This is a genomic window from Micromonospora sp. NPDC049374 (genome assembly GCF_040677165.1).
GTDB lineage: Bacteria > Actinomycetota > Actinomycetes > Mycobacteriales > Micromonosporaceae > Micromonospora.
In genome coordinates this window covers 558,614-571,684 of record NZ_JBFAQH010000001.1, presented here as the reverse complement: position 1 = coordinate 571,684, position 13,071 = coordinate 558,614, and the positions used below count along the sequence as shown (strand labels likewise).

The 13,071-nt window shown below is 71.7% G+C and carries 11 protein-coding genes; 7 read left to right on the top strand and 4 right to left on the bottom strand.

Features of this window, described 5'->3' with window-relative positions; genetic code table 11:
- Positions 1-375: 375 nt before the first annotated feature.
- Positions 376-1,473 (top strand): lytic polysaccharide monooxygenase, encoded by a 1,098-nt coding sequence (locus AB0J93_RS02655; RefSeq protein ID WP_363917392.1) that lies wholly within the window; start codon positions 376-378, stop codon positions 1,471-1,473.
- Between the two features lie 98 nt (positions 1,474-1,571).
- Here the strand turns inward: AB0J93_RS02655 and hemQ are convergent, their stop codons facing one another.
- The 3 genes from hemQ to hemE are packed head-to-tail and all read right to left on the bottom strand — an operon-like array spanning position 1,572 to position 4,791.
- Entirely contained in the window at positions 1,572-2,273 is a 702-nt protein-coding gene (hemQ, locus tag AB0J93_RS02650) for a hydrogen peroxide-dependent heme synthase (protein ID WP_363917390.1), read from the bottom strand.
- A complete protein-coding gene (gene hemG / locus AB0J93_RS02645; RefSeq protein WP_363917388.1) occupies positions 2,270-3,679 on the bottom strand; it encodes a protoporphyrinogen oxidase in 1,410 nt (469 codons plus the stop codon). The genes hemQ and hemG overlap by 4 nt, the downstream gene beginning before the upstream one ends.
- A gap of 5 nt (positions 3,680-3,684) precedes the next feature.
- Complete coding sequence (gene hemE / locus AB0J93_RS02640) at positions 3,685-4,791, bottom strand: uroporphyrinogen decarboxylase (protein ID WP_363917386.1); 1,107 nt, start codon at positions 4,789-4,791, stop codon at positions 3,685-3,687.
- Between the two features lie 192 nt (positions 4,792-4,983).
- On the opposite strand from hemE, the gene AB0J93_RS02635 reads away from it, so the two are divergent.
- The 5 genes from AB0J93_RS02635 to AB0J93_RS02615 all read left to right on the top strand — a co-directional run bounded on the left by AB0J93_RS02635 (position 4,984) and on the right by AB0J93_RS02615 (position 11,581).
- Positions 4,984-5,556 carry a DUF3000 domain-containing protein gene (locus AB0J93_RS02635; protein WP_363917384.1) on the top strand — a complete coding sequence of 191 codons (573 nt, stop codon included), beginning with the start codon at positions 4,984-4,986 and terminating at the stop codon, positions 5,554-5,556.
- Between the two features lie 77 nt (positions 5,557-5,633).
- Positions 5,634-6,965, top strand: coding sequence for a ribonuclease D (locus AB0J93_RS02630; RefSeq protein ID WP_363917382.1), 1,332 nt, complete (start codon positions 5,634-5,636; stop codon positions 6,963-6,965).
- Between the two features lie 272 nt (positions 6,966-7,237).
- Positions 7,238-8,452: an acetyl-CoA C-acyltransferase gene (locus AB0J93_RS02625; RefSeq protein ID WP_363917380.1), complete on the top strand. Its 1,215-nt coding sequence runs from the start codon at positions 7,238-7,240 to the stop codon at positions 8,450-8,452.
- Between the two features lie 49 nt (positions 8,453-8,501).
- Entirely contained in the window at positions 8,502-10,568 is a 2,067-nt protein-coding gene (locus AB0J93_RS02620; RefSeq protein WP_363917378.1) for a 3-hydroxyacyl-CoA dehydrogenase NAD-binding domain-containing protein, read from the top strand.
- Between the two features lie 134 nt (positions 10,569-10,702).
- Complete coding sequence (locus AB0J93_RS02615; RefSeq protein WP_363917376.1) at positions 10,703-11,581, top strand: hypothetical protein; 879 nt, start codon at positions 10,703-10,705, stop codon at positions 11,579-11,581.
- Between the two features lie 35 nt (positions 11,582-11,616).
- On the opposite strand, the gene AB0J93_RS02610 is transcribed toward AB0J93_RS02615, so the two are convergent.
- Entirely contained in the window at positions 11,617-12,048 is a 432-nt protein-coding gene (locus AB0J93_RS02610; RefSeq protein WP_363917374.1) for a helix-turn-helix domain-containing protein, read from the bottom strand.
- Positions 12,049-12,172: 124 nt separating this feature from the next.
- On the opposite strand from AB0J93_RS02610, the gene AB0J93_RS02605 reads away from it, so the two are divergent.
- Entirely contained in the window at positions 12,173-13,045 is an 873-nt protein-coding gene (locus AB0J93_RS02605; protein ID WP_363917372.1) for an aldo/keto reductase family oxidoreductase, read from the top strand.
- The last annotated feature ends 26 nt before the right edge of the window (positions 13,046-13,071 follow it).

Genomic DNA, 13,071 nt, shown 5'->3' with positions numbered 1-13,071 from the left:
GGCAGCAGCACGAACACACCGACGGTGACCTGCACCGCGACCACCTGACCCCGGCCGGGGCCGCGCCACACTCCCTCTGGCGCGGCCCCGCCCGGCCCAGTGGACGGGCGCACGACTCCCGGCCGAACGGACGACCCGGCAACGCCAGCCGGCAGGGCATCGGCGCCCGGTAGCCCGGCGAGGTGGCCAGCACCTGTCCGGTGGTGGTGCCGGAGCCCGTTCCGGAGAGCGCTTCCCACGTTGACGTACGCCGATGCTCCGTGGCACGCTTCCCTCGGAGCCAACACCACAGGGGCAACGCAGATCGGCCACGGGAGAGGCAACTCCCGAGCGTCCGGGCGATGTCGCGAACTGACAATTCCCTTGGGGAGCTCCATGTCGAACGTACTCAGATCACCACGCGCTGCCTGGCTGCTGGCCATCGCGGCCGTCGCCCTGTTGCTGCTCACCACCGCGCTGACAACCCCCGTCTCCGCGCACGGCGCCACGGTCAACCCCGGGTCCCGCGCCTACGGCTGCTGGGAGCGCTGGGGTGGTGACCACATGAACCCGCGGATGGCCACCGAGGACCCGATGTGTTGGCAGGCCTGGCAGGCCAACCCGAGCGCCATGTGGAACTGGAACGGCCAACTCCGCGAGGGGGTGGGCGGCAACCACCAGGCGGCCGTACCGAACGGCCAACTCTGCTCGGGCGGGCGCGCCGAGGGCGGTCGCTACAACGCCCTCGACACCCTGGGTGCCTGGCGGACCACCCCGGTCCCCAACAGCTTCCAGTTGAAGTTCTTCGACCAGGCCAGCCACGGTGCCGACTACCTCCGGGTGTACGCCACCCGGCAGGGCGTGGACACGCTCACCAAGCCACTGGCCTGGTCCGACCTGGAACTGGTCGGCCAGATCGGCTACACGCCGGCGTCGCAGTGGCAGCGGGAGGTCGACGGGGTGTCGATCCAGATTCCGGTGAACGCGCCGGGCCGCACCGGCCGGCACATCATCTTCACCGTCTGGCAGGCCAGCCACTTCGACCAGTCGTACTACCACTGCAGCGACGTCCAGTTCGGCGGCGGCACCACCCCGCCGACCACCACGCCGCCCACGACCACGCCGCCGACCACCACGCCACCCACCACCACCCCGCCGACCACTACCCCGCCCACCACCAACCCCCCGGTGACGGGTGCCTGCTCGGCGACGTACCGGGTCACCTCGACCTGGTCCGGCGGATTCCAGGGCGAGGTCCAGGTAACCGCCGGCAACGCGGCCATCCGCGGCTGGCGGGTGAACTGGACGAACGGCAGCGGCCAACAGGTCAGCCAGGCCTGGAACGCCACCGTGACCTCCAGCGGCTCCACGGTGACCGCCACAAACGTCAGCTACAACGGCAACCTCGGTGCCGGCGCCAGCACCAGCTTCGGCTTCCTGGCCTCCGGCAGCAGCACGAACACACCGACGGTGACCTGCACCGCGACCACCTGACCCCGGCCGGGGCCGCGCCACACTCCCTCTGGCGCGGCCCCGCCCGGCTCAGCCGGGACGGCCGGACGGGCCGTCAGCACCAGGCGTGGGCCGGAACCTCAGGCCAGTGCGGAGACGATGTCGGCGATCGAGCGGCGGCGGCCGGTGTAGAAGGGAACCTCCTCGCGGACGTGCAGCCGGGCGCGAGAGGCCCGCAGGTCACGCATCAGGTCGACGATCCGGTGCAGTTCGTCGGCCTCGAAGGCGAGCATCCACTCGTAGTCGCCGAGCGCGAAGGAGGCGACCGTGTTGGCCCGTACGTCCGGGTAGCCACGGGCCATCTTGCCGTGCTCGGCGAGCAGTTCCCGACGCTCGGCGTCGGGCAGCAGGTACCAGTCGTACGAGCGGACGAACGGGTAGACGCAGAGGTAGGCGCGGGCCTCCTCGCCAGCCAGGAACGCCGGGATGTGGCTCTTGTTGAACTCGGCCGGCCGGTGCAACGCCATCTGCGACCAGACCGGAGTCATCGCCCGGCCCAGGGCGGTCCGCCGCAACCGGAGGTACGCGTCCTGGAGCGCGTCGCTGGACGAGGAGTGCCACCAGACCATCAGATCGGCGTCGGCGCGCAGCCCGGACACGTCGTAGGTGCCGCGTACCACCACGTCCTTGCCGGCCAACTCCTCGATCAGCGACTCGACCTCGCCGGTGACGTTGTCGCGCAGCGACGGCAGCGGCGCGCTGGCCCGGAACACCGACCACATGGTGTAGCGGATGGTGTCGTTGAGTTCCTTCAGTCGGGCCGCGTTGCTCTGCTCGGTCATCTCCCCGATCCTTCCAGTGCCGTGATGATCTCCTCGGCCGCCGTCTCACCGGAGCGGACGCAGACCGGGATGCCGACCCCGTCGTAGCCGGCGCCGGCCAGCCGCAGCGCCGGATGTGCCGCCCGCAGCGCCGACCGGGCGGCGACGACCCGGTCGAGATGACCGGGGGTGTACTGCGGCAGCGCGCCGCCCCAGCGCTGCACGTGCCCGTCGACCGGGGCGGGCAGCGGCGCGCCCAGCACCGCCGACAGTTCCCGGTGCACGGTGGCGGCGAGGTCCTCGTCGGTGCGCTGGAGTTGCTCCTCGTCGCCGTACCGGCCCACCGAGGCGCGCACCAGGGCCAGCCCGTCCGACCGGCGCAGGTGCCCCCACTTGGTGGTGAAGAAGGTGGACGCCTTGACCAGCAGCCCTTCGGTGGAGGGCACCAGGAAACCGGAGAGTTCCGGCAGCACCGGTGCGGGCAGCGCAAGGGTGACGAGCGCGACGCTGGCGTAGTCCAGCCCGCCGATCTCCTTCGCCGCTTCCGGGGCGACGTCGGCGAGCAGGCGCGCCGCCGGCCGGGCCGGCACCGCCAGCACCACCGCATCCACGTCGACGTGCTCGGGGTCGCGGGTCGGACCGACGGTCAGCCGCCAGCCGGCGCCGGTCGGGGTGAGTTCGCGCACCGCCGCGTGGCGGCGGATCGTCGCGCCGCTGGCCGCCACCGCCGCGTCGACAAGGGTGCTCAGCCCTCCGTCGAGGGTGCCGAAGACCGGTTCGCCGGGGACGCGTGGGGTGGCGGCCTGGGCCGCACGCACGGCGGCGAGCAGCGTGTGTTCCATCCGGGCGGCCCGGGCCAGCGCCGGCATGGTGGTGACCAGGGAGAGGTCGTCGGCGCGGCCCGCGTACACCCCGCCGAGCATCGGGTCGACCAGCCGGTCGACCACCTCGTCACCGAACCTCGCCCGGACCAGCGCGCCCACGGAGACGTCCTGGTCGGTGCCGAGCAGCGGCCCACCGCCGTCGCGGTCGGCCTCAGGGGTCGGCCGCGCCACCGCCGCCACCTTCTCCAGATCACCGGGTACGCCGACAAGCGTGCCGCCGGGGATCGGGCGCAGCCCACCGTCGACGGCCAGCGCCGCCTGCCCGACGGTCGGGTGGACGATCCGTCCCGCCAGGCCGAGCCGGCGGACCAGGGCGACGGCTGCGGATTCCCCGCCGGCCGGGTCGCGCATCAGGAACGACTCGGCGCCGAACTCGACCGGCCCGCCAGCCAGTTCGCCGGTGCGCAGCTTGCCGCCGAGCGCGCCGGACTGCTCGTACACGGTGATGTCGACCTCGGCGGGAGCCCGGTCGCGTAACCGGACCGCGGCGGCCAGGCCGGCGATGCCGCCGCCGATCACCGCCACCCGCCGCCGCGTCGCCATGACGGTCAGCCCCGGTCGACCGGTCGAGCGGACAGCTCGTGTACCAGGGCGACCACCCGGGTCAGCACCTCCGGGTCGGTCTCCGGCAGCACACCGTGGCCGAGGTTGAACACGTGCCCGGGCGCGGCCCGGCCCTGCTCCAGGATCCGGCGCACCTCGGTCTCCACCACCGGCCACGGGGCCAGCAGCAGCGTCGGGTCGAGGTTGCCCTGTACGGCCCGCTCCGGGCCGATCCGGCGGGTCGCGACGTCCAGCGGCGTACGCCAGTCGACCCCGACCACGTCGGCACCAGCCTCGCCCATCGCGCCGAGGAGTTCGGCGGTGCCCACCCCGAAGTGGATGCGGGGCACCCCGGCGTCGGCGAGCCCGGTCAGCACCTTCGTCGAGTGGGGCAGTACGAACCGGCGGTAGTCGGCCTCGGAGAGCGCGCCGGCCCACGAGTCGAACAGCTGCACCGCCGACACGCCGGCCTCGATCTGCACCCGCAGGAACGCCAGGGTCACCTCGGCCAGCCGACCGGCGAGGGAGTGCCACAGCTCGGGTTCGCCGTACATCAGCGCCTTGGTCTTGGCGTGGGTACGCGACGGGCCGCCCTCCACCAGGTAGCTGGCCAGCGTGAACGGGGCCCCGGCGAAGCCGATCAGCGGAGTGTCGCCCAGTTCCTTGACAAGCATCCGGACCGCCTCGTCGACATAGCCGACGTCGTCGCGGTCGATCAGCCGGATCCGCTCGACGTCGGCGGCGGTACGCACCGGTTCGGCCACCACCGGCCCGGTGCCGGGCACGATGTCCAGGTCGACCCCGGCGGCGGCCACCGGCACCACGATGTCGCTGAACAGGATCGCCGCGTCCACCCCGTGCCGGCGTACCGGCTGAAGGGTGATCTCGGTGACCAGGTCGGGCCGGCGGCACGACTCCAGCATCGCCACGTTGGCCCGGATCTCGCGGTACTCCGGCAGCGACCGGCCCGCCTGGCGCATGAACCAGACCGGGGTGTGCGGGACCGGCCGACGGCGGCACGCCCGCACGAAGGGCGAATCGGCGGGCCCGCCAGGGCGGGATTCGTCGTCTCGGGCGGCGGTGCCCGTGGTGTCGGTGGTCATCGCGGCCATCGTCCCACGCGGTCGATCGACGTCCTGCGCCCACCGCCGCCTTTGTGACGTAGGCACGTTGCGGGTACTCGCCGAGTCTGGTCGCCCTCACGGCGGACTCATCACGGCCGGCGAGGTCTGCGTCAGTGGAGCCGCGGGTGATCGTCGGCGCGCCTCGCAGCCCCGACCCGAGCGGCGGAATAGGCTGCGGTCATGGGCCCCCCGATCGCGCTTCCGGACACATTCGCCCGCGCGGTCGCGGGGCTCCGGTCGGCGACCCCCCGGCCGGAGATCCTGCTGGAGGAGGTGGGGGCGCCGCAGCGACTGGCCCCCTATTCCTTCGCGCTCTCCGCGTCGGTGCTGCGAGACGGTGACGAGGTGGCCTCCGGACGGCTGATCCTGCTGCACGATCCGGCCGGGCACGAGGCGTGGCAGGGCACGCTGCGGCTGGTCACCTACGTCACCGCCGAACTGGAGGTCGACCTCGCCGCCGATCCGCTGCTGCCCGGGGTGGGGTGGACCTGGCTCACCGACGCCCTCGACGCCCAGGACGCGGGCTACCGGGCCATCGGCGGCACGATCACGCAGACGATGTCGACCCGGTTCGGCGAGCTGGCCGGCCCGCCCGCGACCGGCGACGTGGAGATCCGCGCCTCCTGGACACCGACCTGCATCGACCTCACCCCGCACCTGGACGCCTGGTGCACGCTGCTCGCCTCCACCGCCGGCCTGCCGCCACCCGGCGTCACCGCCCTGCCGGAGCGCCGCCCCGCCGCCACCGGCTGAGCCCGCCCGAACCACTCCGCCGACACGCGGCAGGGCGGGTGGCGGCACTCGATCCACTCGCGCACTAGGGTTGTCAGGTGACCGACGAACCACCCCTGCACCGTCGGGCCGCCGCAAGCCGTACGGGAAACGACACGCAGCACCCGCCATCGGCGCGGTCGGAGCCCTCGGACGTGGGGTCCGAGCCCACCGGCGGCCAGTCCGTGCCGCTGACCGCCCCCCGCGAGGGCACCCCCGCGCCCGTCGCCGCCCCGGAGCAGCTCGCCGAGGTCGTGGCGCGGTTCGCCAACGGTGCCGGTCCGGTGGCCCTGGACGCCGAACGTGCCTCCGGCTACCGGTACAGCCAACGCGCGTATCTCGTACAGCTGCGTCGCGCCGGTGCCGGCACCGTACTGATCGACCCGCTGCCGCTGCCCGACCTGAGCGCCCTGGACGCCGTGATCGCCGAGACGGAGTGGGTGCTGCACGCGGCGAACCAGGATCTGCCGTGCCTCGCCGAGCTGGGGCTGCGGCCCCGCCGGTTGTTCGACACCGAGCTGGCGGCGCGGCTGGCCGGCTTCGAGCGGGTGGGGCTCGCGGCACTCACCGAGCAGGTGCTCGGGTTCAGCCTGGAGAAGCACCACTCCGCGGCGGACTGGTCGAGCCGGCCGCTGCCCGAGTCCTGGCTGACCTACGCCGCCCTGGACGTCGAACTGCTGACCGACCTGCGCGACGCGCTCGACGCGGAGCTGGCTCGGCAGGGGAAATCCGAATGGGCGGCGGAGGAGTTCGCGGCGCTCGTGCTGAACGGCGCCCGACCGCCCCGGGTACGCGCCGAACCATGGCGACGGACGTCCGGGATCCACCGGGTCCGGGGCGCACGGGCACAGGCCCGGGTCCGCTCCCTGTGGTACGCCCGGGACCAGATCGCCGCCCGGCGGGACACGGCACCGGGTCGGGTACTGCCCGACTCGGCCATCGTCGCGGCGGCGGAGCTGGACCCGAGGGACGAGAAGGCACTGCTCACGCTGCCCGGCTTCGGCGGTCGCTCGGTGCGGCGGTTGGCGCGTACCTGGCTGGCGGCGCTCGACGACGCGCGGCAGTTGCCGGACGACGCCCTGCCGGTAGCGCCGACGGTGGAGGGCCCGCCCCCACCGCATCGGTGGGCGGAACGGGATCCGGCTGCCGCCGCCCGCCTGGCCCGCTGCCGGGAGGTGGTGTTGCGGGTGGCCGGCGAGCACAACCTGCCCGCGGAGAACCTGATCTCCCCCGACACCATCCGCCGGATCGCCTGGCAACCCCCCGACGAGATCACCGAAGCCACCGTCGCCGAGGCCCTGCGCGCCCACCACGCCCGCGAATGGCAGATCACCCTCCTCCTCCCCCACCTCCCCACCGCCCTGACCCCCACCCCCACCCCCACCCCCTGACCCCCCCACCCGCCCCTCCCTACCCCCCCCACCCAGCGGTTGATCATGAAGTTGTTGTCGCCTGGACCGACGAACAGCGACAATAACTTCATGATCAACTAGGGAGCCCGGGGCGGCGTGGGGTGGTGTGGGGTGGGTTACAGGGGGAGGTAGCGCGGGGGTTATTACTGGCGAGTAGCATCGGGGAAACGCCAGTGCTGGCGACCTTTGTCCGGTCCGCCGCGTCGGCTGCGACGCGAACGACCGGATCGTGGTCGAATAGGAGGCTCATCGTGCCCCGTGAAGTCCGGGATGTCGTCTTCGTCGACGGCGTCCGCACCCCCTTCGGCAAGGCGGGTGGCATGTACGCCAACACCCGCGCCGACGACCTGGTGATCCGCTGCATCCGCGAACTGCTGCGCCGTAACCCGCAACTGCCGCCGGAGCGGGTCGAGGAGGTCGCGATCGCCGCCACCACCCAGATCGGCGACCAGGGCCTGACCATCGGTCGCACCGCCGCGCTGCTGGCGGGGCTGCCCAAGACCGTTCCGGGTTTCGCCATCGACCGGATGTGCGCCGGGGCGATGACCGCCGTCACCACCGTCGCCGGCGGCATCGCCATGGGCGCCTACGACATCGCGATCGCCGGTGGCGTCGAGCACATGGGCCGCCACCCGATGGGTGAGGGCGTCGACCCGAACCCACGCATCATCGCCGAGAAGCTTGTCGACCCGTCCGCGCTGGTGATGGGCTCCACCGCGGAGAACCTGCACGACCGGGTACCGCACATCACCAAGCAGCGCACCGACGCGTTCGCCCTCGCCTCCCAGCAGAAGACCGCGAAGGCGTACGCCAACGGCAAGCTCCAGGACGACCTGGTCCCGGTGGCGATCCGCGACGAGGAGAACGGCTGGGGCCTGGCCACGGTGGACGAGGCTCCCCGGGACACCTCGATGGAGAAGCTCGCCACCCTCAAGACCCCGTTCCGCCCACACGGCAAGGTCACCGCGGGCAACGCCGCCGGTCTCAACGACGGCGCCACCGCCAGCCTGCTCGCCGACGAGGCCACCGCCCGCGAGCTGGGCCTGCCGGTCGCGATGCGGCTGGTGTCGTACGGCTTCGTCGGCGTCGAGCCGGAGGTGATGGGCGTCGGCCCGATCCCGTCGACCGAGAAGGCGCTGCGGATCGCCGGCCTCACCATCGACGACATCGGCCTGTTCGAGCTGAACGAGGCGTTCGCCGTGCAGGTGCTGGCCTTCCTCGACCACTTCGGCATCGCCGACGACGATCCGCGGGTCAACCCGTGGGGCGGCGCGATCGCCATCGGTCACCCGCTCGCCTCCTCCGGCGTACGGCTGATGACCCAGCTCGCCCGGCAGTTCGCCGAGCACCCGGAGGTCCGCTACGGCATCACCGCCATGTGCATCGGCATCGGCATGGGCGGCACGGTCATCTGGGAGAACCCGCACTGGACCGGGTCCGCGCAGGCGGAGGGTGGAGACAAGTGAGCGCGAGGAGTGAGCTGCGAGCCCCGCAGTCGGGAACGAAGGAGACTCAGTGAGCCTCACCGCACCGAACGAGGTGGTCACCAAGGCCCTGCTGCGGCAGGTGAACGTGCCGGGGCTGGACCGGCCGGCGGCCCTGATCACTCTCGACAACGGATTCGACCACACCAAGCCGAACACCTTCGGCCCGGCCGGTCTGACCAGCCTGGACGAGGCGATCAGCGCCGCGCTCGCGGCCGACCCGGCGTTCATCGCGGTCACCGGAAAGCCGTACATCTTCTGTGTCGGCGCGGACATCACCGGCCTGCCGCAGCTCGCGGACCGCGAGCAGGCGCTGGAGATCGGCCGGCTGGGTCACCGGGTCTTCGCCCGGCTCAAGGACAGCGAGATCCCGACCTTCGCCTTCGTGAACGGTGCCGCCATGGGCGGCGGTCTGGAACTGGCCCTGCATTGCCACTACCGGAGCCTGTCGGCCGGCGCGGCAGCGCTGGCGCTGCCGGAGGTCTCCCTCGGTCTGATCCCGGGCTGGGGCGGTACCCAGTTGCTGCCGAACCTGATCGGCATCCCGGCGGCCACCCAGGTGATCATCCAGAACCCGTTGATGCAGAACAAGATGCTCAAGCCGAAGCAGGCCGCCGAGCTGGGCATCGCCGACGTGCTGCTGGAACCGGCCGACTTCCTGGAGCGGTCCCTGGAGTGGGCCGCCGGCGTCGTCCGGGGCGAGGTCACCGTGACCCGGCCCGAGGTCGACAAGGACATGTGGGCCGGCGTGCTGTACTTCGCCCGGCAGACGCTGGACCAGCGGTTGCACGGCGCGGTACCGGCCGCGTACAAGGCGCTCGACCTGCTGGAGACGGCGAAGGACGCCGACTTCGCCGCCGGCACCGCCGCGGAGGACGAGGCCCTGGCCGACCTGGTCTTCTCCGAGGAACTGCGCAGCGGGCTGTACGCCTTCGACCTGGTGCAGCGGCGGGCCAAGCGGCCGGCCGGCGCGCCGGACAAGGGCTTGGCCCGGCAGGTCACCAAGGTCGGCATCGTCGGCGCCGGCCTGATGGCCAGCCAGTTGGCGCTGCTGTTCGCCCGCCGCCTTCAGGTGCCGGTCGTCCTGACCGACCTGGATCAGGCCCGGGTCGACAAGGGCGTAGCCTACGTGCACACCCAGATCGAGAAGGCCGTCAGCAAGGGCCGAATGGACAAGGGCACCGCCGCGAAGCTGTACGGCCTGGTGTCCGGCTCGGTCGACAAGTCCGTCTTCGCCGACGCCGACTTCGTCATCGAGGCCGTCTTCGAGGACCTGAACGTCAAGAAGCAGGTCTGGGCCGAGCTGGAGAAGATCGTCAAGCCGGAGGCGGTCCTCGCCACGAACACCTCGTCGTTGTCGATCACGGAGATGGCCGCGGAGCTGGAGCACCCGGAGCGGGTGGTCGGCTTCCACTTCTTCAACCCGGTCGCGGTGCTGCCGCTGCTGGAGATCGTCCGGGGCGAGCGGACCGACGACGCCACGCTGGCCACCGCGTTCGCGGTCGGCAAGCAGCTCAAGAAGTCGAGTGTGCTGGTGAAGGACGCCCCCGCGTTCGTGGTGAACCGGCTGCTCACCCGCTTCCTGGGCGCCGTGTTCGCCGCCGTCGACGCCGGCACTCCGCTGGAGGTGGCGAACCGGGCACTGGACCCGCTGGGTCTGCCGATGCGCCCCCTCGCCCTGCTTCAGTTGGTCGGCCCGGCGGTCGCGTACCACGTTGGCGGCACCCTGCACGCCGCGTTCCCGGACCGGTTCGGCGTGAGTGAGAACCTGAAGCGGATCGCCGACTCCGGCCAGCCGATCGTCGTCGACGACGAGATCAACGCCGAGGTGGCGACGTTGCTGGTCGTCGGCGACCAGCCGCTCACCGAGGAGCAGGTACGGCAGAACGCGCTGGACGCGCTGGCGCAGGAGATCCGGCTGATGCTGGACGAGGGCGTCGTCGCCGAGGCACAGGACATCGACCTGTGCATGATCCTCGGTGCCGGTTGGCCCTTCCACCTGGGCGGTGTCACGCCGTACCTGGACCGGACCGGCACCAGCGAGCGGGTCACCGGCCGGCGGTTCCTGCCGCGCGGCGCGGCCAGCCTGGCCAACTGAGCGGCCTGACGTCACCATTCGCGGTGGTCACCCGACGAGGGTGGCCACCGCGAATCGCTTTCTCGTGGTGCTGCGGGTGCGGATGAACCGCCTGGCTACGATGACCGGTCCACCCGAACCCAGGAGCTGACCGCATGTCCCATCCCTCGGACGAGCACCAGAACCCACCGGCCGCCGGGCCGTACCCGCCCCCGGGCACGTACCCGAACCCCGTCCCCGGTGCGTACCCCCAGCCAGGTCCCGCTCCGTACTCATCGGCCGGCGCCCAGCCGGTGCCGCCGCAGCAACTCGGCCAACCGGCACCCGGCACCTACCCGCCGCCCGGCGCCTACCCACCACCCGGCCAGCCGTACCCCACTGGTCCGGGGCTGCCGGGTCCCGGGCTTGCCGCCTCCGGGCCCGTCGACCCGGGGCAGGCCGGTCCGCCGAAGAAGAAGTTCCGCGTCTGGATGATCGTGCTGATCGTCCTCGCGGTCCTGCTGGTGCTCTGCGGCGGTGGCGGCACCGCCATCTGGTTCGCGGTCAAGGATGACGTCAGCGAGGCCGTGGACGCTTCCCGGACCCGGATGGTCGCCCCGGCCACCGTGGCCGGCCGCCCCAAGCTCACCGAGCCGGAGTTGCAGCAGGCGGCCGACGAGATGCTCAGCGAGATCAGGTCCACGGTGAGCAATGAGACAAGCGCCGTCGCCGCGTTCTACGGCAGCCCGACCGGCGAGAACCTCGTCATGATCGCGGGTGCGTCCGGTCTGATGTCCGACCCGAAGCAGGAACTCGACGCGGCTGTCCAGAGCCTCACCGCCGGCATCGCGCTCCGCAACATGACCTCGATCGACGCGGGTCCGCTCGGTGGGGAGGCCAGTTGCGGCGACGGCCAGACGGAGGGCGTGCCGCTCGGCGTCTGCGCCTGGGCCGACCGGGGCAGCGTCGGGTTGATCGTGCTGTTCTTCTCGTCCCGCGCCGACGCCCAGGCCGAGTTCGTGACCATTCGCGGTCAGATCCAGCAACGCGATTGATCACGACCGACCACAGTGCAGCGGACACGAGCGCGTCATGAGGTGGCTGCGTCGTAGTCGTCCCGGTGGGCGAGGACCTCGCTCATGTGTGCCTGGGCCCAGTACCTGATCTCGCGTGTCATGCGGTGGAGCGAGAGACCGAGGTCGGTCAGCTCGTAGGAGACGGTGACCGGGACGGTGGGCGTCACCGTTCGGGTGAGCAGCCCGTCACGCTCCAGCGAACGCAGGGTCTGGGTCAGCATCTTCTGACTGACCCCGGTCAGCAGGCGGGCAAGCTCGGAGTAACGCATCGCTCTCGGCGCACCCGGACCCTGCGGAGCCGCGTCACCGCCCAACGCGCACAGGATCAGCACGACCCACTTGTCCGAGATCCGGTCGAGCAGCTGGCGGCTGGGGCAGGCTGCGAGGAACGCGTTGTAGTCCGCTTTGGCCTGCGCCTGGCGCTGAGCCGCCCTCATCGTGGTCATTGCTGTCCTCTCGCTGGTGGGGCGTTACGCACTCTGAAGTGCCTACTTCCCGATGGGAAGTTGCTCTCCAAGGATGATGCAGGCAAGCAAGACATGCCACCGTCTCCAGCGAGGAAGCGACACGATGAGCACCTGCACTACTTGCCTTTCCGGCGGCACCTGGATGCTTGGCGACCGGGCCGTCACCCGATTCGGGTACGGGGCCATGCAACTCGCCGGCCCGTGGGTGATGGGGCCGCCCGCCGACCGCGACGGTGCCCTGGCCGTGCTGCGCGAAGCGGTCGACCGGGGAATCACCCACATCGACACGAGCGACGCCTACGGGCCGCGTGTCACCAACGAGCTGATCCGCGAAGCACTGCATCCCTATCCGGAATCACTTGTCATCGCCACCAAGGTGGGGGCGAACCGCGACGCACAGGGCGGCTGGCCGACGGCCCGCCGACCCGAGGATCTGCGCAGGCAGGTCCACGAGAACCTGCGCTCCCTCGGGGTCGAGACCCTCGATCTGGTCAACATGCGCATGGGTGACGCCGAAGGCCCCCAGCCCGGCTCGGTCACCGAGGCGTTCGAGACGCTCGCCGCGCTCCAGCAGGAGGGCCTGATCCGTCACCTCGGCGTCAGCAACGTCACCGCAGAGCAGGTCGCCGAGGCGCGGGCCGTCGCCCCGGTGGTGTGCGTGCAGAACATGTACAACCTCGCCCACCGCCACGACGACGATCTCATCGAGCAGCTCGCCGCCGACAGCATCGCCTACGTGCCGTTCTTCCCTCTCGGTGGCTTCTCGCCGGTGCAGTCCGAGGCGCTCTCGGCCGTCGCCGCCCGACTGGGCTCGACACCGATGTCCGTCGCCCTCGCCTGGCTCTTGCAGCGCTCACCGAACATCCTGCTGATTGCCGGTACGTCGAAGGTGGCACACCTGCGCGAGAACATCGTCGGCGCAGGACTCTCGTTGTCCGCCGAGGACATCGCCGCGTTGGACGGCATCGGCCGCTGATCGGTACCCAGGTCACGTCCTGAGCC